Source organism: Metabacillus mangrovi (assembly GCF_009711125.1).
Taxonomy (GTDB): Bacteria; Bacillota; Bacilli; order Bacillales; family Bacillaceae; genus Metabacillus_B; species Metabacillus_B mangrovi.
In genome coordinates this window covers 65,901-90,750 of record NZ_WMIB01000013.1, presented here as the reverse complement: position 1 = coordinate 90,750, position 24,850 = coordinate 65,901, and the positions used below count along the sequence as shown (strand labels likewise).

The 24,850-nt window shown below is 46.0% G+C and carries 27 protein-coding genes and 1 tRNA gene; 20 read left to right on the top strand and 8 right to left on the bottom strand.

What is annotated here, in order from left to right:
• Positions 1–27: 27 nt before the first annotated feature.
• The gene (locus GKZ89_RS13245) at positions 28–381 is read right to left on the bottom strand and encodes a helix-turn-helix domain-containing protein (protein ID WP_155112877.1); all 354 of its coding nucleotides are present in this window, start codon (positions 379–381) and stop codon (positions 28–30) included.
• Between the two features lie 177 nt (positions 382–558).
• Between GKZ89_RS13245 and GKZ89_RS13240 the strand changes: the two genes are divergently transcribed.
• From GKZ89_RS13240 to GKZ89_RS13210, 7 genes are all read left to right on the top strand, one after another.
• Entirely contained in the window at positions 559–996 is a 438-nt protein-coding gene (locus GKZ89_RS13240; RefSeq protein ID WP_155112876.1) for a hypothetical protein, read from the top strand.
• A 168-nt stretch (positions 997–1,164) separates the two neighbouring features.
• Positions 1,165–2,103, top strand: a complete 939-nt coding sequence (locus GKZ89_RS13235; protein WP_155112875.1) for a GGDEF domain-containing protein — start codon at positions 1,165–1,167, stop codon at positions 2,101–2,103.
• A 350-nt stretch (positions 2,104–2,453) separates the two neighbouring features.
• Positions 2,454–3,476, top strand: coding sequence for a LacI family DNA-binding transcriptional regulator (locus tag GKZ89_RS13230; RefSeq protein ID WP_155112874.1), 1,023 nt, complete (start codon positions 2,454–2,456; stop codon positions 3,474–3,476).
• A 75-nt stretch (positions 3,477–3,551) separates the two neighbouring features.
• On the top strand, positions 3,552–5,669 hold the full coding sequence (locus GKZ89_RS13225) for an amylo-alpha-1,6-glucosidase (protein WP_155112873.1): 2,118 nt from the start codon (positions 3,552–3,554) through the stop codon (positions 5,667–5,669).
• Positions 5,666–6,919 (top strand): extracellular solute-binding protein, encoded by a 1,254-nt coding sequence (locus tag GKZ89_RS13220; protein WP_162356844.1) that lies wholly within the window; start codon positions 5,666–5,668, stop codon positions 6,917–6,919. Before GKZ89_RS13225 ends, GKZ89_RS13220 begins: the two co-directional genes overlap by 4 nt.
• Positions 6,920–6,985: 66 nt before the next feature.
• A complete protein-coding gene (locus GKZ89_RS13215; RefSeq protein WP_155112908.1) occupies positions 6,986–7,828 on the top strand; it encodes a carbohydrate ABC transporter permease in 843 nt (280 codons plus the stop codon).
• Between the two features lie 11 nt (positions 7,829–7,839).
• Positions 7,840–8,664 carry a carbohydrate ABC transporter permease gene (locus GKZ89_RS13210; RefSeq protein WP_155112872.1) on the top strand — a complete coding sequence of 275 codons (825 nt, stop codon included), beginning with the start codon at positions 7,840–7,842 and terminating at the stop codon, positions 8,662–8,664.
• Here the strand turns inward: GKZ89_RS13210 and GKZ89_RS13205 are convergent.
• Positions 8,648–9,514, bottom strand: coding sequence for a hypothetical protein (locus tag GKZ89_RS13205; RefSeq protein WP_155112871.1), 867 nt, complete (start codon positions 9,512–9,514; stop codon positions 8,648–8,650). The genes GKZ89_RS13210 and GKZ89_RS13205 overlap by 17 nt on opposite strands.
• A 209-nt stretch (positions 9,515–9,723) precedes the next feature.
• Here GKZ89_RS13205 and GKZ89_RS13200 point away from each other — a divergent pair, with 209 nt between their 5' ends.
• The 3 genes from GKZ89_RS13200 to GKZ89_RS13190 all read left to right on the top strand — a co-directional run bounded on the left by GKZ89_RS13200 (position 9,724) and on the right by GKZ89_RS13190 (position 11,266).
• The gene (locus GKZ89_RS13200) at positions 9,724–10,554 is read left to right on the top strand and encodes a CAP domain-containing protein (RefSeq protein ID WP_241680249.1); all 831 of its coding nucleotides are present in this window, start codon (positions 9,724–9,726) and stop codon (positions 10,552–10,554) included.
• 327 nt (positions 10,555–10,881) lie between these two features.
• A complete protein-coding gene (locus GKZ89_RS13195) occupies positions 10,882–11,067 on the top strand; it encodes a hypothetical protein (RefSeq protein WP_155112870.1) in 186 nt (61 codons plus the stop codon).
• A gap of 34 nt (positions 11,068–11,101) precedes the next feature.
• Positions 11,102–11,266, top strand: a complete 165-nt coding sequence (locus tag GKZ89_RS13190) for a hypothetical protein (protein WP_155112869.1) — start codon at positions 11,102–11,104, stop codon at positions 11,264–11,266.
• A gap of 121 nt (positions 11,267–11,387) precedes the next feature.
• On the opposite strand, the gene GKZ89_RS13185 is transcribed toward GKZ89_RS13190, so the two are convergent.
• The gene (locus GKZ89_RS13185) at positions 11,388–12,146 is read right to left on the bottom strand and encodes a glycosyltransferase (protein WP_162356852.1); all 759 of its coding nucleotides are present in this window, start codon (positions 12,144–12,146) and stop codon (positions 11,388–11,390) included.
• An 86-nt stretch (positions 12,147–12,232) separates the two neighbouring features.
• Positions 12,233–12,306: transfer RNA gene (locus tag GKZ89_RS13180), tRNA-Arg, on the bottom strand.
• Between the two features lie 116 nt (positions 12,307–12,422).
• Between GKZ89_RS13180 and GKZ89_RS13175 the strand changes: the two genes are divergently transcribed.
• From GKZ89_RS13175 to GKZ89_RS13135, 9 genes are all read left to right on the top strand, one after another.
• Entirely contained in the window at positions 12,423–13,049 is a 627-nt protein-coding gene (locus GKZ89_RS13175; RefSeq protein WP_162356842.1) for a metal-dependent hydrolase, read from the top strand.
• Between the two features lie 13 nt (positions 13,050–13,062).
• Positions 13,063–13,509, top strand: coding sequence for a GNAT family N-acetyltransferase (locus GKZ89_RS13170; protein ID WP_155112867.1), 447 nt, complete (start codon positions 13,063–13,065; stop codon positions 13,507–13,509).
• Positions 13,510–13,623: 114 nt separating this feature from the next.
• The gene (locus tag GKZ89_RS13165) at positions 13,624–14,325 is read left to right on the top strand and encodes a hypothetical protein (protein ID WP_155112866.1); all 702 of its coding nucleotides are present in this window, start codon (positions 13,624–13,626) and stop codon (positions 14,323–14,325) included.
• Positions 14,326–14,424: 99 nt separating this feature from the next.
• Entirely contained in the window at positions 14,425–14,757 is a 333-nt protein-coding gene (locus GKZ89_RS13160) for a hypothetical protein (protein WP_155112865.1), read from the top strand.
• Positions 14,758–14,933: 176 nt separating this feature from the next.
• Positions 14,934–15,662 carry an amino acid ABC transporter ATP-binding protein gene (locus tag GKZ89_RS13155; RefSeq protein WP_155112864.1) on the top strand — a complete coding sequence of 243 codons (729 nt, stop codon included), beginning with the start codon at positions 14,934–14,936 and terminating at the stop codon, positions 15,660–15,662.
• A gap of 61 nt (positions 15,663–15,723) precedes the next feature.
• Complete coding sequence (locus GKZ89_RS13150) at positions 15,724–16,515, top strand: transporter substrate-binding domain-containing protein (RefSeq protein WP_155112906.1); 792 nt, start codon at positions 15,724–15,726, stop codon at positions 16,513–16,515.
• A gap of 55 nt (positions 16,516–16,570) precedes the next feature.
• Positions 16,571–17,224: an amino acid ABC transporter permease gene (locus GKZ89_RS13145; RefSeq protein WP_155112863.1), complete on the top strand. Its 654-nt coding sequence runs from the start codon at positions 16,571–16,573 to the stop codon at positions 17,222–17,224.
• A gap of 15 nt (positions 17,225–17,239) precedes the next feature.
• Positions 17,240–17,953, top strand: coding sequence for an amino acid ABC transporter permease (locus GKZ89_RS13140; RefSeq protein WP_155112862.1), 714 nt, complete (start codon positions 17,240–17,242; stop codon positions 17,951–17,953).
• Positions 17,954–18,250: 297 nt separating this feature from the next.
• Positions 18,251–19,240, top strand: a complete 990-nt coding sequence (locus tag GKZ89_RS13135; RefSeq protein ID WP_155112861.1) for a nuclease-related domain-containing protein — start codon at positions 18,251–18,253, stop codon at positions 19,238–19,240.
• A 35-nt stretch (positions 19,241–19,275) separates the two neighbouring features.
• Here GKZ89_RS13135 and GKZ89_RS13130 read toward each other — a convergent pair whose 3' ends face one another.
• The 4 genes from GKZ89_RS13130 to GKZ89_RS13115 form a co-directional block, all read right to left on the bottom strand.
• Complete coding sequence (locus tag GKZ89_RS13130) at positions 19,276–20,106, bottom strand: MBL fold metallo-hydrolase (RefSeq protein WP_155112860.1); 831 nt, start codon at positions 20,104–20,106, stop codon at positions 19,276–19,278.
• Between the two features lie 84 nt (positions 20,107–20,190).
• Positions 20,191–20,364, bottom strand: coding sequence for a DUF4083 domain-containing protein (locus GKZ89_RS13125; protein WP_155112859.1), 174 nt, complete (start codon positions 20,362–20,364; stop codon positions 20,191–20,193).
• Between the two features lie 40 nt (positions 20,365–20,404).
• Positions 20,405–21,613 carry a cytochrome P450 gene (locus GKZ89_RS13120; protein WP_241680248.1) on the bottom strand — a complete coding sequence of 403 codons (1,209 nt, stop codon included), beginning with the start codon at positions 21,611–21,613 and terminating at the stop codon, positions 20,405–20,407.
• Between the two features lie 150 nt (positions 21,614–21,763).
• Positions 21,764–22,273 (bottom strand): GNAT family protein, encoded by a 510-nt coding sequence (locus GKZ89_RS13115; RefSeq protein WP_155112858.1) that lies wholly within the window; start codon positions 22,271–22,273, stop codon positions 21,764–21,766.
• Positions 22,274–22,496: 223 nt separating this feature from the next.
• Between GKZ89_RS13115 and GKZ89_RS13110 the strand changes: the two genes are divergently transcribed.
• Positions 22,497–24,716, top strand: a complete 2,220-nt coding sequence (locus GKZ89_RS13110; RefSeq protein ID WP_155112857.1) for a helix-turn-helix domain-containing protein — start codon at positions 22,497–22,499, stop codon at positions 24,714–24,716.
• Positions 24,717–24,850 lie beyond the last annotated feature (134 nt).

Here is a 24,850-nt window from a genome sequence, read left to right as displayed (position 1 = left end):
GGGTAGCCTTTCCTGAGCGGATTGCTGTTACCCTTTTTTCTTTTTTACAATGTTTCTTAAGTTTCGTGTGAGTTCAAGCATAAACTCCAATTCCTCTTCCGACACTTTTTTCCCGTCTATATAGAAGTTAAAATCACTTAATACATTTTGGGAGGAAAGATCCATTTCATGAAGCAGAGTCTTTTCTGCATCCGTATACTGGTCGACAAAATAATTTAAATCTTTTGAGTAAACAGCTGCAATTTTAGTGAGAAGGGATAAAGAGGGCTGGTTGATGCCTCTTTCTATTTTAGACAGGTTGCTCGGATCATAATTCACAAGCTCCGCCAATTCCTTCAATGTATGTCCATGGTTTTTTCGCAATTCTTTTATTTTTTTCACGGCACGATCCCCTGCCTTGTAGGAGGAATTTTACCCGAATACACGGGATACTAACAGTTTATTTTGTTCTAAACTGCCGTATACATGTGTAATAAATATATTTTTATATTGGTGTAATGAACCAAAATATTTGGACATAAAATGACTGGGAATGAATGAGGAAAATGGGGGGCAGGAATGAATATCGATCTTGTATCATTTGTCGGAAAATTAATTCTCGAATATGAAAATAATTTTCATCCGCTTCATTATCTTGCTGAAAAAAGAGACGGCAAATTTTCAATTGTTTCAATGAATTCAAAGCTAAAAGAACTGACCGGCTTTACTGAAGACTACTGCGGAACGCCATTAGAAGAGATTTCCTATTTTAAAAAAGAAGCAGTGGAATTCTTAAATGCCGTCTTCAACCGGGTTTGGAGCGGGAAAACGGCCGTGTATTATGCTGTTCCCCATCTGAACAGGAACATTTATCTGCTGGTGCTGGCCAAACCTGTCCAGGATGAGAAGGGGGAGTGTCTGTTTATAGATGCCACCTGTGCATGCGTTAGTAGAGACGATATGGAAAGCCTGGTTATCCCTTTTATTCCTGTAAGGGAATACCAGTCCTTTGAATAAAAAAGAAGCAATATTACTGCAACAAATACGGCATCCGGCTGGAGCAAGCGGGATGTTTTTTATATGATAAATGAACCAAAACAGATTCCCGGTGTGTGGTTAATGAAAAATAGGGGTAGAACAAAGAATCTAGGAAAAGAATGGAATTGGCTGAAGAGGTGAGTAGCATTGAAAACCCTGTACATAGGTGACCAGGATATAGGTGCAGCAGAAATGGACTGGCCTTTTGCCATACAGACAGCAGCATCGCTTAAGGCTGTTTCAGAATCTGCACAAAGGGTGGATGCAGTTCTTTTATCTGAAAAAATTTGGTATCGGGAGAAACCGGAATCTTTATTGATGTTAAAGAAAAGGGTACTGAAGGAAAACGGCCGGATGATCACACTCCTGGAATCTGAAAGCCCTGAAAAAATTGACCGGCTTTATAATGCGGGGATAGACGATTACATCGTGGAGCCACTTACCCGAAGCAAACTGCTGTTCAGGCTTCATAAAAAAGAACCCAATGAGCATGCTGAGAGACACAAGCTTTTGTCCATGATAAAGAATTTGAAAGAAGCGAACGAAAAGCTCAGGAATCTCTCAAACCGGGATCCCCTCACGGAGCTTTATAACCGCCGTTATTTTTATACGTATCTTTCTGAAATTAGGCTTGAGGATTTGAGGGGGCTATCGATTGTGATGGCAGATCTTGATTCATTTAAAGTGTACAATGACAGGTTCGGACACTTGACAGGGGATGAGTGCTTAAAACTGACTGCCGGACGAATCAGGGATATCGCTGATAAATTTGGAGCAGTGGCCGCAAGATATGGGGGCGAAGAGTTTATTGCCGTCATTAAGAACCGCTCTGATACATACGTCTCTGAAATGGCGGAAGAAATACGAAGAGCGGTCGCAGACATCCGGATGAACGCTAATGGCAGCCGGATTCCCGGGGTCACCATCAGCATTGGAACAGCAAGAGGAACACCTGTGAAGATAGAAGATTGTCATCAGTTGATCGGTCAGGCAGATGAAGCTTTGTATAAAGCAAAAGAGCTTGGTGGAAATCAAGTTTCAGTTTTTCAGCCGGAAGAACGGTTAACGGTTCTTGACATCCGTTAAAAATGTCACAAGGCAAACCCTTTAGGTTGTCCTGGTATATTTGACAGAATAGAACCGCTTGAACAGTTGAGAAATGAAATCTGCATCCGTGCAGCAGCAGATTGATAAATGCAGAAACAACCCCCGAATTGCATCCATTGGATCTGCAGTTTAGGGGTGTTTTTTGAGAAGAACAGATTATTCCTCTGCATTTAAGGGTGGACTTTTAAAAGGATAAAGCAGCTTCCTGCTTACATTGACCAAAAGGGCGGACTGCAGATTCTTTTATAAAATACAATTGCAATCGCTTACGGGGAAGAGTATGATGGTTTTGTAAACAGTTTCCGAAACGTTTTGGAGGTATGGATTTAATGACGACAATAAAAGATATCGCAAGGGCAGCAGGAGTTTCGATTACGACTGTATCCAGAGCCCTGAATGGATATTCCGATGTAAGCGAGAAGACCCGGAAAAAAATTATCGAGTTATCCAAAGAGCTTAACTACAGCCCGAACACTCTCGCCAGGGGTCTTGTCATGAACAAATCCAAAACGATCGGTTTGCTTGTTTCAGGATTCAGCAAGGAAAGCATAAAAGACAATTTTACATTTGAAGTTCTCGCAGGGATTAATCAGTATGCTGCGGAAACAGATTACGATCTCGTGCTGTTTAATACAAATTCCACGATGCAAAGGGAGAAAACGTATACTCAGCTTTGCCGGGAACGGAGAGTGGACGGGGTGATCCTTCAGGGCATCCGGACAGATGATCCGTATTTGCAGGAGGTTGTGGAAAGCAATATTCCCTGTGTTTTGATTGATATTCCCGTGGAAACGGATAACGTGGCCTTCGTCTCTACGGACAACGTTCTCGGAGCCGAAAAAGCAGTGAATCACCTGATCGAGCTAGGTCACCGGAATATCGCGATGATCAATGGGCATGATCATGCTTTTGTCAGCAGGGAGAGGCTGAAAGGCTTTAAGCAGGGTTTAGGTGCACATGGCATTCCTTTTCGGGAAGAATGGGCAGTCAACGGTGAATTTACGGAAAAGGAAGCAGAGAAGGCAGCGCTCGAGCTTTTAAAGAAGTACCCGGAGATCACGGCTGTTTTCTGTGCCAGTGACTTGATGGCGTTTGGTGCTGTTAAGGCAGTCTCCACTCTCGGAATGTCGGTCCCGCAGGATGTGTCCATTATTGGCTATGATGATATCCTGCTGGCAGAATACTTCAGTCCCGGATTGACGACCATTGCACAGGACCGCCAGATGCTTGGATTCAGTGCAGCCCGGCTGCTGACAGAAATGCTGCAGGAAGAAAGTGCCCCCAAGCATATAGTACTGGAAACCAAATTAAAAATCAGACAGACAACCGCACAAGCCAGAAACCGTTCTTAACGGTTTTTCCATCAATAAAATCCAAAACGTTTAAGTAAAATCCGAAACGTTTCGGGATGAATTTAGGAGGAGCACATGGACTACTTAGTGATTAAAGAAAATGACTTATTTATGCTTTCAGAACCGAATGGAGATCTGACGGAAGGCCATGCGTACGGACTGGGGCTATATGCGAAGGATACAAGATTCCTGAGCAAGTGGGAGCTGAAAATAAACGGTGAAAAGCCGATCCTGCTCTCGTCTGACGGTTCGGACAACAGGGTTTCACAGGTTCTGCTTACGAACCCCCATATGGAACAAGACGGAGAACTGATTTTATGGAGAGAATCCATTCAGATTAAGCGCGAACGTTTCATTTATGACGATGTCCTCTATGAAACGGTCACTCTGAAAAATTACTATCCGAAGCCCGTTTCTTTTAACATCAGCTTATCCTTTGATGCTGATTTTAAAGACATGTTCATCGTCAGAGGATTTCAGACTGGAAAGACAGGAAGCATCATAAACAGGGTTTATGATGAAACCGCCTTCAAAGTCGAATACGCAGGAGCAGATGACATAAAGCGTACGACAAACGTCTCCTGGGACCGCAAGCCTGATGAAGTTACGGAAGAAGGCGGGCTAACGTACCGTTTCCACCTCTCACACAGCCAGGAAGAATCGATCACCTTTAAAGTTCAGGGGACGGCGGGAGAAGAGTCCGGCGGCGCTGTGCTTGATGCAAAAACAGCCCTCGCAAACCTAACTGCCTCATATGAGCACTGGGCAGAGACCACCGCTTCAGTCAAAACGGATCTGCCTGCTCTTCAAAAACTGGTAGACCGCGGTCTCGGCGATTTACGAGTATTGATGACAGACATCGGATATGGAAGCTTTCCGGTAGCAGGTCTGCCGTGGTTCGGGGTTCCGTTTGGACGAGACAGCTTAATCGCAGCCTTGCAGATGCTCGCTTTCAATCCTGAAGTAGCGAAGGGCACCATCCGTACGATGGCAAGCACCCAAGGAACAAACGTGGATCCATGGAGGGATGAACAGCCCGGGAAAATCATGCATGAAATCCGGTTTGGGGAACTGGCCAACACGAACCAGATCCCGTTCACTCCATACTACGGTACCATTGATGCGACTCCGCTTTATCTGATCTTAATCACTGAATATATAAAATGGACCGGAGATCTCGCTCTCGCTGAAGAGCTGATGGACTCCATCCAAAAAGCACTGGACTGGATAGACAGCTACGGAGACAGAGACGGTGATTTGTTCGTCGAGTACCACCAGGAATCGAGCAAAGGAATCGCCAATCAGGGCTGGAAGGATTCCGGTGATTCCATCGTTCACCGCAATGGTGATTACGCAGAAACCCCCATCGCTCTCTCAGAAGTGCAGGGCTATGTGTATCAGGCGAAAACCGGAATTGCCTCGATCTTTGATGCATTGGGCGAAGGCGGGCATGCCGGAAAGCTCAGAGGGGAAGCTGCAGAGCTGAAAAGCCGGTTTGAGAAGGAATTCTGGATGGAGGATCAGCAATTTTACGCCATTGCCCTTGATCAGCATAAAAAACAGGTAGGGACGATTACCTCCAATCCGGGACATGTTCTTTTCTCCGGAATGCTTGAGAAAGACCGGGCTGATGCTGTAGCTGACATGCTCGTATCAGACAAAATGTTTTCCGGCTACGGGATCCGGACAATGGGAGAAGAGGAAGCAGGCTACAATCCGATGAGTTACCATGACGGAAGCGTTTGGCCGCACGATAACAGCATGATTCTCCTTGGAATGAGCAAGCTCGCCCAGCACGAACAGGCGGCAAAAGTCATGAACGGATTAATTAAAGCAGCAGACCATTTTGAATATGAAAGGCTGCCTGAGCTGTTCTGCGGCTACTCTTCTTCTTTGGGCAAAGCAGTAAAATATCCGGTGGCATGTTCCCCCCAGGCCTGGGCTGCAGGAACACCGCTCGTATTCATCCAATCCATGCTCGGATTATTCCCGGACAGCCTGCAGAAAAAAATCTCTCTTTCTCCAACCTTGGCAGTAGGAATGAATGAGCTTGAAGTAAGCGGAATCCGGATCGGGGAAGGAAAGCTTTCTGTAAAGCTTTTACGTGAAGATGGAAGAACCGAAGTCCGTGTAATCGAAAATACAACAGGCTTTACAGTCGCCTGTGACCAGATGGGAGTGCTCCATGAGTGAAGTTTAAAAAAAGTTTGTCCGCGATTGGGATAACAGCTCTTCTTGCTCTTTCCGCTTCATTGACCGGCTGCAGCAGCGAGGAAGCCGGCACGAATGCCAAAAAAACAGAGATCGTCATGAGCGGCTGGGGCGGAAATCCGGTGGAGAAGAAGCTTCTTGAAGAGGTCCTTGCTGACTTTGAGGCCTCTCACCCGCACATTGATGTGAAATTTAACGTCATCAATGATCAGTATATGGACGTTCTGAAAACGAGACTGATCGGCGGTACAGCAGCAGATGTATTTTACCTTGACGCATTCGAAGCGCCGGCACTTTTTGAAACCGGAGCCGTCGAACCGCTAAACAAGTATGTGACCGAAGAGTTTGATCTTGACGACTTTGAGAAGCCGATGCTTGATGCTTTTAAGCAGGGAGACGAGCTGTACGGAGTTCCTAAGGACTATTCCACCCTCGCGCTGTTTTACAATAAGAAACTGTTTAAGGAAGCGGGAATTGCTTCACCTCCCGAAACATGGGACGAGCTTCAGGAAGCAGCCAAAAAGCTGACAACAGATGATGTCTACGGGCTTGGCGTCCTTCCAAACATCGAAAGAATGTATTATATGGCGGAAGCAGGCGGCGGAGAAGTGATTAAAGGTGACAAAGCTGCTTTTGCAGATGATCGCGTTGTGAAGGAGCTTCAGCCGATCATTGATATGCGGCTGAAGGACAAATCGGCTGCCCAGCCCTCTGAGGTGGGGGCTGGATCCAACGCAGGTGAAATGTTCGGAAGAGGGAAGGCAGCGATGGTCATGGAGGGGAACTGGAATATTCCTTATCTTGAAGAAACCTTCCCGGATATTGACTACGGGACAGCCGAAATTCCAACAGTTAATGGGAAAAAAGGAACAATGTCCTTTACCGTTGGCTATGCGATGAACGCGGAATCGGAGCATAAAAAAGAATCATGGGAACTGATCTCCTACCTGACCGGCAAGGAAGGAATGAAAAAGTGGACGAGCAAAGGATTTGCCCTTCCTACAAGACAATCAGTTGCAGCAGAGCTTGGCTTTGACAAGGACGAATTGCGCGGCCCGCTCGTAAATGGAGCCGAATATGCAACAGTATGGCAGGATGGACCTTTCCTTCCGATCGTCATGAATAACTTTAACAACCAATTCCTCAGTGCCTATTTGGGAGAACGCTCACTGAAAGATGCACTAAAGGATGCCGAAAGACAAGCGAACAAAGAAATAAAAGTAACGGAATAACGGAAAAGGGGTGTCAGCTTGAAACCACTTAAAATAAAAAGAGAAGCAGGCCAGGGATATTTATTCATGTCCCCGGCCCTGATCATCATCGGACTATTCGTAGTGGCACCGATTTTATATGCTGTGTTCCTGTCCCTTAACAAGGTGGAACTGATTGGTGCATCATCGTTTGAATTTCGCGGTCTTGATAACTATGCCAAGGTAGCGCTCGATGACAGGGCGCTGATTGCTTTGAAGAACACTGCTTTTTATGTCGTCATCGTAGTGCCTGTACAAACATTGCTCGCACTTGTCCTGGCTGCTTCCTTGAACGCAGGAATGAAAGGGGAGAAATTTTTCCGTATTGTTTACTTCTTGCCTACTTTGACTTCTTCAGCCGTTCTGACCCTTATCTTCATGTGGATGTACAACCAGAACGGATTGATCAACAAATTCCTCGAATTCCTGCATTTGCCGACCTATAACTGGATCGGGGATCCGGATGTAGCACTGATTGCGATTATGATCATGAACATTTGGGCCACCGCACCTTTTTATATGGTCATTTATCTGGCCGCCCTGCAGGATGTGCCTGAGAGCTATTATGAAGCGGCAGAGCTGGATGGTGCGAATGCGTTTCAAAAGTTCCGGCATATTACCGTTCCGCACCTCCGCCCGGTTACCTCTTTTGTTGTCATCATGGGGCTGATTGGAACCTTCCAGTTGTTTGACCAGTCCTATATTTTCTCAGGAGGGTCCGGCGGGCCGAACAACTCTACACTGACGGTCGTGTTGCTGATCTATCAATATGCTTTTAAAACACTTGGCACAATGGGGTATGCTACAGCACTCGCCTTTATGCTGGCGCTGATCATCCTGGCCGCCACTCTGCTTCAGCGCAAATTTTCAAAAGAAGAAACACTTTACTGAGGAGGGATTCCATGAAAAGGCGCTCATCCGGAAAAAGCATACTTTATATTTTGCTGATTGGATATGCCATCGTCACCGTTATCCCGTTTTTATGGGCCCTGTCTTCGTCCTTTAAAACGCTAGGTGAAATTGTAAGCGGTACAATCAATTTTATCCCAAAAGATTTTACCTTTGATAACTACAGGCAGATCTTCACGACAGAGCCGCTTTTCGGCCGCTGGCTGTTTAACAGTCTGTTCATTGCGGTTATCGGCACCCTGCTCAATCTGCTCTTTAACTCAATGGCCGGCTACGCTCTGGCGCGGCTAAGCTTTCCAGGTAAAAAAAGCATCTTCATCATCATATTGGCTGTGCTCATGATCCCTTTTCAAGTCACCCTGATCCCGAACTTTTTACTTCTGAAGGAATTAGGCTGGCTGAATACGTATCAGGGCATGATCATTCCCGGTGCAGTAAATGCAACCTTCATTTTTATGATGAGGCAATTTTTTATTAACTTTCCAAAAGAGGTGGAAGAAGCAGCCGCCATCGACGGACTCGGAAAATTCGGCACCTTCTTCCGCATTGTTCTGCCTCTTGCAAAGCCGGCGCTTGCCGCCCAAACCATCTTCGTTTTCATGGCGTTCTGGAATGATTTCATGCGTCCGCTCGTTATTTTGGCAGACCCTGAAATGTTCACCTTAACACTAGGATTGAACTCCTTTAAAGGGCAGTTCATCAGCTACTGGAATTACATCATGGCCGCATCCATGGTATTTACCTTGCCAATTTTGATCCTGTACGCGTTCTTCAACAAATATTTCGTAAAAGGAATCTCCTTTACAGGAGGAAAATAAAAAAGGGCTGGCGCCGGGCGCCGGCCCTTTTCGTGAAGAGAAACGAATGAATTACTGGGAGACGCGCATCGGATAAATAAAGCAGGATGACGGACAAATAACGGGATGCGACGGACAAAAAAAGAGGTGCAACGGCCAAATAAGGGGCAGGATCGGACGAATTAAATCGGACGGACAAATTAAGCAGGATGACGGACAAATAACGGGGTGCGACGGCCAAATAAGGGGCAGGATCGGACAAATTAAATTCGACGGACAAATTAAGCAGGGTGACGGACAAAAAACGGGGTGCGACGGTCAAAATAAGAGGTGCAACGGACAAATACGGGGCAGGTTCGGACAAATAAAATCGGTCGGACAAATTAAGCAGGATGACGGACAAATAACGGGATGTGACGGACAAAAAAAGAGGTGCAACGGACAAATACAGGGCAGGTCCGGACAAATAAAATCGGTCGGACAAATTAGGCAGGACGACGGACAAAAAACGGGGTGCAACGGTCAAAATAAGGGGTGCAACGGCCAAATACAGGGCAGGATCGGACAAATTAAATCGGACGGACAAATTAAGCAGGGTGACGGACAAAAAAAGAGGTGCGACGGCCAAATAAGGGGCAGGATCGGACAAATTAAATTCGACGGACAAATTAAGCAGGGTGACGGACAAATAACGGGATACGACGGACAAAAAAAGAGGTGCGACGGCCAAATAAGGGGCAGGATCGGACAAATTAAATTCGACGGACGAATTAAGCAGGGTGACGGACAAATAACGGGATGGGACGGACAAAAAAAGAGGTGCGACGGCCAAATAAGGGGCAGGATCGGACAAATTAAATTCGACGGACAAATATTGTGGTGCGACGGACTAAATAACAAGTGCAACGGCCAAATACAAGTCCGGAACGGTACAGACCTCAGAACTGTTCCAGTCTTACAATAGATTTTCTGCCTTAAAGTCCTGCTCCTGGCTCAAATTTATTCTTTTTCTGCAAGATAACTGCAATATTCTCCGCCGCATAGAGCAAACTATATGCTGAATTTGAAAGGAGAGTGTATATGAAGAAAACAGCTATGATCCTTGTACCTGCAGTGTTTCTGATGCTGACCGCATGCGGAACCGAGGAGGGTGCTCCCGTCAGGAACCAGGAAGAAATGAAGACAGGCACGAAAGATACGATGAAAAGTGAAGGCGGACTGATTACCGTTGACCGTAAGCCTTACAGTACAGACACGCCAAGCTCAAAGTATCCGCATATGGATCAGGTCCAAAATGAAGGAGCTCCGATGTATGAGTATGGACCGGGTACAGCGGTTCCTCCTGAAAACGGAGCTCCGGGAGCCGGAATGGAGCCTGCCCCGGGACAAGGCGGAATGCCTCAGGACGGGATGGGACAAAACGGATATGGGCAGAACAGGCAGCAGGACGGGGCTGGAAATGGCGCACCATCGCCGGGCGATGGAAGCGGTAATAGCGGTTCAGGTGAAAAGACACCTCCTGCGTCAGGTGACATCACGAGCATTGAAGCTCAAGTCATTGACCTTACCAATAAAGAAAGAGAAAAAAATGGTTTGCCCGCATTGCAGTCCAGCAAGCAGGTGAGCGATGTGGCCAGGGAAAAGTCAAAGGACATGGAAGAGAAGGACTACTTCTCCCACACAAGTCCGACATACGGTTCTCCTTTTGACATGATGCGCGACTTCGGAGTGCAATACGAAACCGCCGGCGAAAACATTGCCATGGGGCAGAAATCACCCGAAGAAGTTGTAAAAGCATGGATGGAAAGTGAAGGCCACCGCAAGAATATTTTAAATGGGACCTACACTGAGATCGGCGTCGGCTACAACGCAGAAGGCCAATATTGGACACAAATGTTTATCAGCAAGTAAAAAATCAGGGGTGCGCAGAACGCATCCCTGATTTTTTACTATACAAGGTTTGATTTGCGAGGATGCTAGATTAATTCCTTTGCAAGAATCCTCCTAGAAGAGTGCGGTTAGAACTCAGAGGAGCATTCACACCAAAAAAGAGTTGAATAGCAGTACGGGAAAGCTCCGGACAGCATCCGCATCAGCCAATCTTTTAATCTATCAGCCAAATCTTTTAAAATTAGTCGTTTTCATTATACCAATTTCGAGCTGCTGAATAGATTACAAATATAAACAAAGCGAAAGCCACTTGTTTATAAGGTAGATGCTAGATAGAAGGAGGGAAAGATGATCATGTTTTCAAACTGTATTTTTCGCCATATTGCACTTGGCCAGCGTGTAACATTGACGTATGATGGCGGGCTTTTTCTGAGAGGCCGTTATCAGGGCACTGAAGGCAATGCCGTGCTGATCAGCATCGGCGGCAGCATCGTGCGCGTGAATGCCCGCACAATTAATGCGATTGCGACATGATGATCTCTAACAGTTCTTTTGAGGAGGTGACAGAATGTCCTGCAGACACCACAAAAAGCGCAAGGATGTCCAGAACGTAAGAAACGTTTCTCCTAATAGAGGGAATGTGTTGGGAGAAGATGATGATATGGGTTACTGGGGAAATGCGTGCTGCCCATACTTCCCTTCCTTTGATGATGACTACGGCGATGACGACTAATCTCGCTGACTGAAAGGCTGGCTGATTGCATTGGCAATCAGCCTTTTTTTGTTTGCAAAGTGAATCCCCCGCTATAAGGTTAGGAAAGCGGGGGAAAAGGATAAGAGCCGGCCACCGGCTGCTAGTTTTCAAAATCGTAATAGAGCTGATCGGCTAGTTTCTGATCGTTTTCTTTTAAAAAAGCTGCAATAATTTCTGGTCTTTTAATCAGAAGCCAGTCCCCGTATTGATCAAACTTACGGGATGAAGTCGTCATGGCAAACGGAATGGTGCCGAAAAGCTTTTGATTTCTTAATCCGTATAAAGCAAGCCTTCGGGCGAAATCACAATCTTCTGCAAGCAGCATGCCTTCGTTGAATCCCCCGATTGCATCAAAATCCGCTTTTCTGCACCAGAAAATGCCGATCGAGATCAATCCGTATTTCAGCATAATCGGCACAGAAAGTGCAGCAACAGATGCGGTGATCCCGATTGACATCCGGTCAAATTTTCCCGTTACGCCGCCGCCGATAAACAGTCCAGTAGCGAGCAGTTTTTCAGCAGCTGCCAGCATAAAGCTCGACATAACTGTGTCCGCATCAATCGTTACAAGGATTTCACCGCGGGCTGCTCTGGCACCAGCGTTGCGGATTTTTGCCAGGTTGCGGTCGTCATTTTTGATGGTGGTGCAGCCATAAGCGAGGGCGATCTCCTCCGTGCGGTCCGTGCACCGGTTCAGTACAACAATGATTTCTGCCTGTTCTCCGTAAGGTGCTGCTGCTGCTTTAATAGACTCCAGACACTTTGAAATCTCTTTTTCCTCATTATGCGCAGGGACGATAATCGAAAATTTAATAGGTTCCACCGTAGTCCTCCAATAAACCGTTTTACGATAGAATATGATGGCCGCCCGCTAATGCTTGTATGGGTGCCTGATATAAAAGAAGAAAGGCCGCCATCTGCATGAAATGGCGGCCTTTCTATTGACGTCCCAGGCGAGATTCGAACTCACGGCCTACAGCTTAGGAGGCTGTCGCTCTATCCAGCTGAGCTACTGGGACACAGAACAATAGTATAAACGATATCTTAATAAACGTCAAAGAAAAAACTATAGATGCGAGCGTATGTTTGCTATAATAGAGAGGTACATAGAACAGCATGAATAGGCGGAATGAAGATGAGAGGAAGTTCACATGCATTGATTGGCGGTGCTGCCGGAATGGCTGTCGCGTATGGACAGCAGGCAGATCCGGTAACAGCTGCATCATTGATTGGAATTGGGGTGCTGTCAGGATTAATGCCTGACCTGGACGTGAACGGGAAGCTCTCCAATACAATTACTTCAAAGAAATGGATTTATGGACTAATGGCACTTATCGGTGCTTTGCTGGCAGGGGACAGTGCTTTTTCGGAGAGGGGTACACAGCAATGGGCCGGAATGATGATCGGAGCAGGACTGCTCGTGCTTCCGAGGATCTTTATGAAAAAACGGACGGTTCTGTTTATGACGGGAGCAGCGATTCTTGGAGCCGGTTTTATTATGCATGAAACCTGGATTCTTTTAATGGGTATTTACATTGCAGCCGCATCCCGGCAGCCGCATCGCGGAATTACCCATTCGCTGATCGGCCTTGCCTTTTTTGGATGGATCGGCTATCTGCTCGAACAGGATCTTCAGATGGATGGTGTGTTTTATACCTCACTGGCGGGCTATGCCAGTCATCTTGCTGCAGATCTAAAGCTCCTTCCGATGAACCGGAAGGGGGTCAAATGGCTGCAGCCTTTTTCCAAAAAAGAATGGTAAGGAGTGGCGCTTTTTGAGCTGGACGCTAAAAACGTTTGAACAATTATCAGCCCTTGAGCTTTACAGTATCCTTGAGGCGAGGACTGCTGTGTTTGTAGTGGAACAAAACTGTCCCTATCAGGAAGCAGATGGAAAAGACCTTGTATCCCGGCATCTTTATAAAGAGCAGGACGGAAAAATCGCTTGTTATGCCCGGCTTCTTCCGCCAGGTGTTTCTTTTAAAGAAGCCTCCATCGGGAGAGTGATGGTGCATAAAGAATACAGAGGTAGAGGGCTGGGTCATGAACTTATGAAAGAAGCGCTGCGGATCTTATCTAATGAGGAGACTGCCGTGAAAATTCAGGCTCAGGAATACTTGAACAGCTTCTACACATCCTATGGATTTAAGAATGTTTCAGCATTATATCTCGAGGACGGAATTCCTCATATTGATATGGTAAAAAGAATGGATGAAAACTGAAACCATCTCGTGCGATGTTTCGACAAATAGTATGAATGAACTTGAATGTATTTCCACTGTTTCATTTTTTTAGCTGTAAATGAATCATTATTATTTCGGGAGGTCTGAATCATCATGGTAAAACAGATTATTGCACTTCTGTCAGTATGTATGCTGGCTGCCGGGTGCCAGTCACAGGAGACAGGCGAAAAACAATCACAGCCGGCTGCTGAGACAGAAGAAAAGCAGACAGAAAACAAGCAGGCTGAGAATCCGCAGCCGGAGACCCCTGAAGAGAAACCTGTGTCTGAGGAAGAAAACGCACCGGCAGAAGAGCCGGCACAGGACGAAGCTGCATCTTCTGATGAAGCAGCTTCTTCAGAAGAAGATCCTGCATCCGAGGAACAGCCGGCAGATGAAAACAAGGGTACAGAACCGGATGCTGCCGGTGAGGAACAGGAATCAGAAGAACCAGTGGAAAGTGAAAAACCTACACATTATGTCTCCCCGTTCGAAATGAGAGACGAACTTTCCATCGGATTGACTAAAGAAGAGGCGGAAACCGTTCTTCAGAATACAAGTCCTGCAGAAGTAGAAACCGGGGACGGGAAAGCCTACCGCTATGATTATATGGTAGAAGAAGGATACGAGCCGGCTGCTGCTGATCCGGACATTGAGGCTGTTAAAGCAGGAAAAATCGAAGCACAGGTATTCATCTACTATACTCCTGAAAACACAATTGAACGCTACAGAATTTATCACCGGGCTGAAGACGGCAGTGCGGTTGAGTACCGTGATGAAGGAAATGGCGAAGGAACTGAAAATCTAATCAATTAATCCGAAAAGCAGATTCCGGCGGGATCTGCTTTTCCTTTTGGACATGTTTTTCTCTCTCCCTGAATAAATTAGAAAAAAACAGAAGAGAGGCTGCAGCGGATGAAAAAAAGTCTAGGTGCTGTGTGCATGGCTTTGCTGATTATAGCTGCTTCAATTTACATGAGTGCATGGGACAGCAGCAGAGAGGACACCTTCAGTCCGGTCCGGCTGAGCGCTGAAGAAGAGGCCGCAGTACTGGGGGATGGAGAAGAAGAAAGTGCCTTTCAGCTGGAAAGCCGGCTGGTCGGTACAAAACAAATTCAGGACAAAGGTGTGCCGTATAAAGTTGAAACGTACCGTGAGTATGAAATATATAAAGATGCCAGCGGACAAATCATAAAAGAACTGCCTACCGAAAACTTCAGCTATTTGCGTTATCGGGAAGGGAAATAAGGCTTTGCACAAAGTGCGGAGCTTTTTATTATGCGAAGTATGACAAAATTTAGGGAAATTTAAAGAAATTTCTAATTTCTATGAAGGATTTTTTAAAAATAGGCAGAATTATACTTTATTGAGTCAGAAAATTCATATTTTTCTAGTTTTATTCATACGTAAATGGGGGTGAAGGATTGATTGCTTTTCGCAGTGTCAATAAGCACTTTGGAGATTTTCAAGTATTGACAAACATTAATCTTGAAGTAAAGGAAGGAGAAGTTGTAGTCGTAGTCGGTCCTTCCGGCTCAGGCAAAAGTACGATGCTCCGCTGCATCAACCGCCTTGAAACGATTACGGATGGTGAACTGGTCGTAAACAAAGTGCCGGTTCATGAACCAAAATCCGATATTAACCGCTTGCGGAAAAACATTGGAATGGTCTTTCAGCACTTTAATTTATATCCTCACAAAACAGTGCTTGAAAACATAACCCTTGCTCCAAAAAAAGCTCTAAAGGTATCTGATCAGGAAGCAAAGCAGACAGCTATGTATTACTTGGAGAAAGTCGGGATTCCAGAGAAGGCGGATTCCTATCCATCCCAGCTTTCCGGCGGACAGCAGCAGCGGGTAGCCATTGCAAGAGGCCTCGCGATGAAGCCGAATATCATGCTCTTTGACGAACCAACTTCAGCCCTTGATCCGGAGATGATCGGAGAAGTGCTGGATGTCATGAAAACTCTTGCGAAAGACGGCATGACTATGGTTGTGGTGACCCATGAAATGGGCTTCGCCAGGGAAGTGGCAAACCGGATTGTCTTCATGGATCACGGAAGGATCCTTGTTGACAGCAAACCTCAGGAGTTCTTCACTGATCCGAAAGAAGAACGAGCCAAAATGTTTTTAAGCAGGGTGCTGAATCATTAGATCACAGACACCCGGCAGCAAATATATAAATAACAGGGGGATGTAAAAAATGAGTAAAAAAATGAGATGGATTTTCACTGCGGTTCTTGTCTTCATCCTGGCTCTGGCAGCAGGCTGCGGAGGCAGCGATTCAGCATCAAGTGAGAAAAAGGACACACTGAAAGCGATTAAAGACCGGGATAAGCTCGTGGTCGGAGTAAAATATGATACGAATCTATTCGGCTACAAAGACCCTGCAAGCGGTAAAGTTGAAGGCTTTGACATCGATATCGCCAAAGCGCTTGCCAAGAAAATTCTTGGGGATGAAAGCAAAATTGAACTGAAGGAAGTTACATCCAAAACCCGTGTGCAAATGCTTCAAAACGGGGACATTGATGCCATCATCGCAACTATGACAATTACGGAAGAACGAAAAAAAGAAGTGAATTTTACAGATGTTTATTTTGAAGCAGGCCAGTCTCTTCTCGTTAAGAAAGGAAGCGACGTCAAAAGTGTCGAAGATCTCGCGGGCAAAAAAGTACTTGCAGTTAAAGGATCTACATCTGTTACAAATGTAAAAGAAAAAGCTCCAGATGCGCAGGTTCTTGAATTTGAAAACTACGCGGAAGCCTTTACCGCGCTTAAATCAGGACAGGGAGATGCACTGACAACAGACAACTCCATCCTATACGGAATGGCTGCACAGGATTCCAACTATGAGCTGACTGGTGAACCGTTCACAGAGGAACCATACGGAATTGCCATCGTAAAAGGGGACGATGAATTCACCAAGTATGTGAATGAATTTTTGAAAGAGCTAAAAGACAGCGGCGAATACGATAAAATCAAGCAAAAATGGATCAAGGAAGAATAGAAGCGGCAAGGGCGGGCTCTATGTCCGCCCGTTTTCTGCCTGAAAGGAGGACGCTATGCTAGACTTTACCATTCTGACCAACAATCTGGACGTGTACCTGGAAGGCTTCGGCAATACGGTAAAGGCCAGTGTGATTGCCCTCATCTGCAGCTTCGTGCTCGGAGTCATCATCGCAGTCATGAGAATCGCCCCGGTCAAAATTCTCAATGCTGCCGGCGCCATCTATGTGGAGTTTGTCCGGAATATTCCGCTGATACTGATCGCCTTCTTTTTTTACTACGGCCTCCCTGCATTAGGTTCCAGGCTTGATGGATACCAATCAGGAACCGTTGCTCTTACCATCTACACGGCCGCTTTTATCGCAGAGGCCGTCCGTGCGGGTATTCAGTCGGTTGATAAAGGGCAAATGGAAGCAGCCAGGGCATCCGGACTCACGTATCTTCAGTCCATGCGGTTCGTAATCCTTCCGCAGGCCATTAAAATTGTTATCCCGCCGCTCGGCAACCAGTTTATCAATCTCGTGAAAAACTCTTCCATCCTCGGAGTCATCGCCGGGCTGGATTTAATGTATTTTGGAGATTCGGTCGCCTCGGCAACGTATGTCACCTTTGATACGTATATTTTTGTTGCCATGTTCTATCTCGTGTTAACCATCCCGCTCAGTCTCTTTGTCGGCTACCTGGAACGCCGCCTGGCAGTAAGCGGATAAAGGAGGGAGCAAAGAATGGACTTTATAGGAGCATACTCACCGGGAAACCTTGGCTATTTATTTGCGGGATTGCTGAATACATTGATTATGGCAGTCATCGCGATCATCTTCAGTTTTATCATCGGAAGCCTGCTCGGAATTTTGCGCTACGCAAAAATTCCAGTGCTGTCGCAGCTCACGGCGGTCTGGGTCGAAATCATCCGGAACCTCCCACTGCTGCTGATCATCTTCTTTACATATTTCGCTTTGCCTGAAATCGGAATCAAGCTAGATGTCATCACCGCTGCGATTACCGCACTCATCGTATTCGAGTCGGCGATGATCTCTGAAATCGTCCGAAGCGGATTGAATTCGATCGAAAAAGGACAAATCGAAGCAGCCCGCTCATCCGGTCTGACCTGGATGCAGACGATGTGGCACATCATTCTGCCGCAGGCTTTGCGGAGAATGGTTCCTCCCATCGTCAGCCAATTCATCTCGCTTCTCAAAGACACATCGCTTGCCGTCGTCATCGCCATGCCTGAACTCATGCACAACGCCCAGATCATCAATGGCAAAAACGTCAACTACGTCATTCCAATCTTCCTGCTGACCGCTCTCCTTTATTTCGCCGTCAACTTCACGCTATCTCTCGTAGCAAGAAGGCTGGAGTCTAGAGAGCGCAAAAGCAGGAAAAGTACCGGGAAAAACGCAGCTGTACAAAGAGAAACAGGAGGAGCCGCTTTGTAAGCGGCTTTTTTTTGTTGGGTGGTGTACTGAACGAGGTTCGTAAGTAATGGGGTGTGGCGTAACTCAGCTCCAGAGCCGCGCGGTTTTTGTCGAAAAATCGATATATCTTCATTTTCGTAGATTAATGATTTTTTTCGAAGAAATATTAATCGTTTCGAAGATAAAATTTTAATTTCGGAGATAAAGACAAAATTTCGAAGATAAACAAATATCCCGCTGAAATTACCGCTGTTTTTACAAAGGAATTGGCCGACCGAACATAGAATACTCACGTATCCCACTAAAAGGAGCATCAGAATGATAGCCAAGGAACGCAAAACCCCGTTATACCTACTCAAACTGCAAGCATTAGCACGCAGACTCCCTCCCGATCATCCTAAGTATTCAGCTATCCAGGAAGAAATCCTAAAACGAACTGCAGGGTACAAAGGAGAACTTGCAGCAGATTATCAGCTTACCTATGCTGATCATAAAAATCTGACTATTTTGCATGATCTCCGGCTTCCAATACAATCCAGGTATTTTCAGATTGACAGCTTAGTCCTGACGCCCTGTTTCGTACTGATTCTCGAGATTAAGAATATCGCAGGAACCATCCATTTTGATCCGGCATTCAACCAATTTGTTCGTACAAAAGATGGCGTGGAGACAGCTTTTGCCGATCCGATTCTTCAGGCCGACCGCCTGGAAAAACATTTTGGAGACTGGCTTGAAACGAATAAGTTTACAAAGCTTCCGATCCTCGACCTTGTCGTTATAAGCAATCCAAGAACCATTATTAAAACGGTATCCAGCTATGAGCATGTCTTAAAAAAGACTGTTATTCATGCCGGAAAGCTGCTTTCCGTTGTGACGGAGATTCAAAAAACATATAAGAAACGCATATTGACTGACAAAGATTTGAAAAGAATGGTTAAAACACTGAACAAACAGCATACAGAAAATAATCAGCCTATTATGGACAGATTCGAGATTAAAAAAAGCGATATTATTTCGGGTGTTTTTTGCCAGGAATGTGGCAGGAAAACAGAAAGAATCCATGGGAACTGGTTTTGCAGATTGTGTAAAAGCAAGTCCAAAACAGCACATCTGAATGCGATTGATGATTATGGACTACTCATTGATTCAGTCATTTCAAACAAAGCAGCAAGGGAGTTCCTTGGTATCCCTTCTTCGGCCGGAGCTACCCGCCTCCTCCAATCCCTCAACCTCAAACCCTCCGGCAAAAACAAAGGCCGCACCTACGAGCTGCGGCTGATTGAATATGCCCACAAAAAACAGCCTTGAATTTCAGGACTGTCCGGAATCTTTCGAATGCCTTATCACATATTCTGCCTGCGGTCAGGAACCGCTATTTCCTCCCACCTCAGCACCAGTTCACGTAGGCCGTCTTCAAGCTCAGCTCCTTCCATTGCTTTACCGTGGCCTGTGATGGAAACTGATGGCTTCAGCTCTTGAAGCTTGATGACGGAGTCTTTTGCTTTTTCCCATTCGAATGTAAAGTATTGGGGAGGGCCATGGATTTCTTTATCCTGGATCAGTACATGGTAAAGAGATTCCTGCCGGACAGTGACGAAGGCGTCGCCGGCAATCATTACCCGGTCTTCTTCTCTGAAGAGGGAGATGTGGCCTTCAGTGTGGCCTGGTGTGTGAAGCCATCTCCAGCCTCGCAGGAACGGGATGGTTCCATCTGGGGGAAGCTCGCTTACGTGCTCACCGAGGTTGATGGATTCATTTGGATAATAGGGTGAAAGCTTGGCCATGATTCCTTCTGGAAGAGTGCTTCCTTCAGGATAATCTTTTTTCCCTGTCAGATATGGAATCTCGAGCTGGTGGGCATAGACTGGGATATTCCATTTTTGGACGAGTTCGATTATGGCTCCGACATGGTCGAAGTGGCCATGTGTCAGGATGATGGCTTTTGGTATGACTCCTTTGGGCAGGACTTCTTCGGAAAAAGAGATAATGGCGTCAGCAGAACCGGGCATTCCGGCGTCGACCAGGAACCAGCTGTCTTTTACCATCAAATCCTGAATAAGAAAGACGTTAGCGATTTGGACGGTTTTAACGAGTACTCCGGGAGCTGCCTCATATGTTGACCCGCTGGCGGTGGACAATGCAGGGATTTTCTTGTAATCTTTGCCGTATTCCATAAATCGATCTCTCCTTTCCTTATTTAGTATGGGTGTTACCCTTTTTCCTATGTAAATAAAAATCCGGCCGCAGTGGGCCGGATGCTAAAATCTGCTGTTTCTTTCTTCCATTAGCCTGTCGAGCTTTTTTTCGATTCGGCCGAGCTGCTGTTTGGAGCGTGAGCTTGACCGGAAAAATCTTACGATGACAGCTCCGGCAAAGAAGAGCAGGCTGAAACTGAAAAGCTGAAAGAGAACGTCTCCGGCATTATATCCCATCATCCCACCCCTTTTCTTCCATTATACACACTGGAAGCAGTCAGAGAGTTTTGATTTTTAATTCTTTTAACCCGTAGACAAAAGTGCTTTCAATCGGGTTCAGTTCATGGGAACTGCTGAGACGGAAATCCGGAAATTTATCCATCCAGCCTTTAAGAACGATCTCCGCTTCCATTCTTGCAAGAGGAGAGCCGAGGCAGAAGTGGATGCCTTTTCCGAAAGCGAGATGCGGGTTTGGTTTCCTGTCAATCATAAATGTATGGGCATCTTTGAAGATGGTCTCATCTCGGTTTGCAGAGCCCATCCAGGCGAATACGAAACTTCCCTTTGGAATATGCTGCCCTGAGAGCACGACATCTTCCTTTGTAAGCCTTGACATGGACTGGACAGGAGAACGGAATCTTAAGCCTTCCTCCACTGCAGTTTTTAAAAAGCGGTCCGGATCGTTTTTTACTTTTCGGTATTGATCCGGATATTCCATAAACGAGTAAAGGGTATTGGACAGGAGGTTTGTTGTTGTTTCATTTCCTGCAACAAGCAGGAGGATGCAGAAGCCGATGATTTCTTCATCTGTAAGCTTTTCACCGTCGATTGAGGATGCAGTCAGAACCGAAATAATATCATCTGCAGGATCGAGCTTCTTCTTCTCGATGATTCCGGCAAAATAGTTGTGCAGTTCCTGATAAGTCCTCATTTGGTTCTGGGCAAGCTTTTGCAGTTCTTCGGGCGAATTGTCTTTAGGGCCTGCGACGACCCAGTCTGACCATTCTTTGAACTTGGCCTGATCATCTGACGGCACCCCCATTAATTCGGCGATGACGAGCACTGGCAGGGGATAGGTAAGAGCTTCTACGACCTCGATTTCACTCCCGGGCTGAAGCGGACGTAACAGATCATCGGCGATTCGTACAATTCTTGGTTCCCAGCTTTTCATTGCTTTTGGTGTAAAAGCCTGGTTGACGAGGGAACGCATCGCCGTGTGCTTCGGCGGGTCGATGCTGATCAGGCTTTGTTCAATCGGTGATTTTTCTCTTTCCGCATTTCTGGAGCGGTTGGATGAGAATATGTCTTTTTTCTCCAGGACGGTTTTAACATCCTCATAGCGGAACACGTCCCATACCTGTCTGTATTCATCAAACCGTATTGGCTCGTTTTCTCTCATTCGGCTGTACCAGGCGTATGGCTCATACCGGTCTTCTTTTGTTGTGATTTCCTTGAGCTGCAAAATGGCGGCCAATTCGTTGTCCAATTTTTCTCCTCCTTCGCTGCCGTCTCCCCATACACTACGGGAAGGAGCAGTGAAATCCCTCCCATATAGGATAGAAAAGGACTTTATCACTATCAGCCAATGTGCAGGCTCAAAAATCTGCCTGCAAAAAAAAACTGCATGGCTGCAGCTTCATCCTGTCCATATAATTTTCCCGCATTTGCTGTCACGGTCGAGTTTTACATCGAAGTGGTGCTTTTTGTAAAAATGAAGCAGCCGGTCGAGGTGGTTCCAGTCTCTTTCGGCAATGTCCCCGATGATGTAGGGGATATTATGCTTATGCGCTTTCTGCTTTAAGTATTGCATGCAGATCGAGCCATAGCCTTTGCCGGCGGGGCCTTTAATGTCCCCGATTTTGATTGTATCCTCCGATTTATACGTTGCCTGAATGGAAAAATCCCACTTGCCGCGGTAGGATGTTTCACAGTCATTAATCATAATTTTGCAGGCATTTCCATCGTCCACAGCATGTACGATGACCCATTTGTCTTCTTTTGTCTGGTCAATTCCAAGGATTTCGCCTTTGGTGTCCTTTGCGATGTCCTTTATATTGGCCTGCATTCTGTATAGCTGCATCTCCAGTTCTTCTTTTTCCTCGAGGATCTCTTCTGCTTTTACCGGTTTGGTATCTGCAAGAAGCATGTTATGCGCCTCCTTTTTTATTTTTATACCGTTCAATACAAACACAGTTTGATATTTTACAAGAGAATGAGCTGAAATTCAAATGAATGGCATATGTGAGCATATGCTTTAGCAAAAGGAAAAGCTTGCAGAGCAGAAAAGCTTCCGGGTTAAAATAGAAGGAATTGGAAGTTTGGAGATCGAACATATAGAACATACAGAGAATGGATGGGGGGCGGTAAAATTGTGGAAAAGCAAGTTCTTTAGGACATTGATTTTTTCCTTTTGTACAGTCATTCTTCTTTATACAATCGGGGCTCTCGGCGTCTATTATGCAAAAAATGATGAAATTGCAAAGATGGAGCGGAACAGCACGCAGAAGCTATTGCTGCAGCAGGCACAGGAGATGATGGATCAGCGGATCCAGGTGGCACTGAACGGCATGATCCAGCTTGAAACGAGTGATGCCTTCAAGCAGTATACGGCCGGCACGAAACCGAATCTGAAGAATTATTACATGGGTCTTGTATTAAAGGAGATTCAGAGGAACAAGACCGCTTTTTCAAATTATGACTATGATATTGCCATGATGCAGCATAACGATAACACGGTCATCACATCTGCCTATACGCTACCAACCGATTACTTTTTCAAGCAGCTTGATATGTCTAAGGAGTCAGTCCGGAATTTTGAAGCTTTTGCAAGAGATACGAGCTGGTCCAGCTATTTCCGGACGATTACGGTAACTGGGCCATCTGCGGCAGACACGCTTACCCTGATTAAAAAATACCGTGTAAGCAGCAAGAATACAGTATTTTTCTTTTTATCCTTTAAAAAAATAGCGTTTCTGCCGGAGTCTCTTGAAAACGGGAAAGACGCTCTTATGCTTGTATCGGAAGAAAATGTCCTTCCGCTGGACAAAAGGGCACAGGTCGACCTTGGAAACCTTCCGAAAGAAATGGCCAGCAGGAATGAACAAATCTCTCATTATTCAAAGTTTAAAAGAAAAGGCCATATCATTCATTCCGCCGGTTCCAGCAGTCTAAAGGATTTGACCTACGTATACATTACTCCGGAGAAACCCCCTCAGACGGAACAAAACGGTCAGTGGCTTACAATGGCGCTGCTTCCGGCAGGCTTGCTGCTGGCAGGGGTCCTTATCGCTTCGGTTTTGATCTGGCACACATACAAGCCCGTGTACAGCATGGTCTCTGCTTTTAAAGAGAACCATGCCATGAAAGCCGGTGAGGATGAATTTGTTTTCGTACAGAAGACTGCCAGGAATATAGAAAAGGTCAACCGTGAATTAACGACTCTGATGGAGGAACATCAGGTTCCGCTTAAAGCCAAGTTCCTGTGGGATGCTCTGCACGGACTCGCAGATGAACAAACCATCCAAAAGGGGATTTCACTTTACCAGCTTGAACCGTATAAGAACCTGGTTTCCGTCATGATCGTCGAGTTTGGCATCCCCATGTCCAATCAGGGGAGAAGCAAACTGAGAGAAGAAATCACAGCACTATTAAAGGATGTATTCGGAAGCAATGGATATGCAGAAGCTGCCGAGCTCGATTCATCCCGGTTTGCTGTGATCACAACAGGTCTATCCGCAGACGAATTAAAGGATCGAACGTCGGCAGCTCTCGGGATGCTGGACCCTGCCATCCGCCGTTCTGTAACGGCTGCGATTGGGGGGGAAGCATCAGGGCTTGAAAATATTGATCTGTCCTTTCAGCAGGCTGCTGATCTGCTGGGGAGCAGGATAATGTTTGAGAAAAAACAGGTTTTATGCTGGGAAGGGGAGCTTCTCAAACAAAAACAGACCTTTTTCTATCCGCTGGAAGTGGAAAAGGAACTGATTCAGTTTTTTGTTCAGGGCCGGAGAGAAGAAGGTTTCCAGATCCTGGACCGGATTGTTTCGGAAAACGTGGAGAAGAGAAGCCTCGATAAATTTGCCCTCTCCCAGTTTATTTTTGCGATGGCAGGAACAGTGAACAGGATCGTACAGTCCGCTTCTCAAGCACCAAGGGATGAAATGCTCCACCTTGAGCTGAGCGGCATCAAGGACAGGGAAACGCTGAAGGAAGAAATCGTGAAAATATTCACAAGTGCGTCTGACCGAATTGTTTCGAGCGGCCAGGGAGCAACTGCAGCGGGGCAGATTGTCAACTACATCAGAGCGCATTATCATCAAGATCTGTCGCTCCAGGATTTATCGGATCATTTTCAGCTGACTCCAAGCTATATCAGCACTATTTTTAAAGAACATACAGGGGAAAACTATAAAGAGTATCTGAACAGGTACCGGATTCAAAAAGCAAAGGAACTGCTGGCCGGACGGAAGATAAAAGTCCATGAAGCCTCAAAGCTCGTAGGCTATAACAACGTTAATACATTCATCCGTATTTTCAAGAAATACGTGGGATTATCACCCGGGCAATATGAGAAGTCGGAAGGCTCATAAACAGGGGATTTATCTGCAATACTTTCACTTTGCACTCATTATTTATACTTTTTTAAAGAAATGAAGACTGACCGGAAAAATTGCGATAGAAGGAAAGCCCCGTCTGAATGTAAGATGACAACATAGAAAGCGCT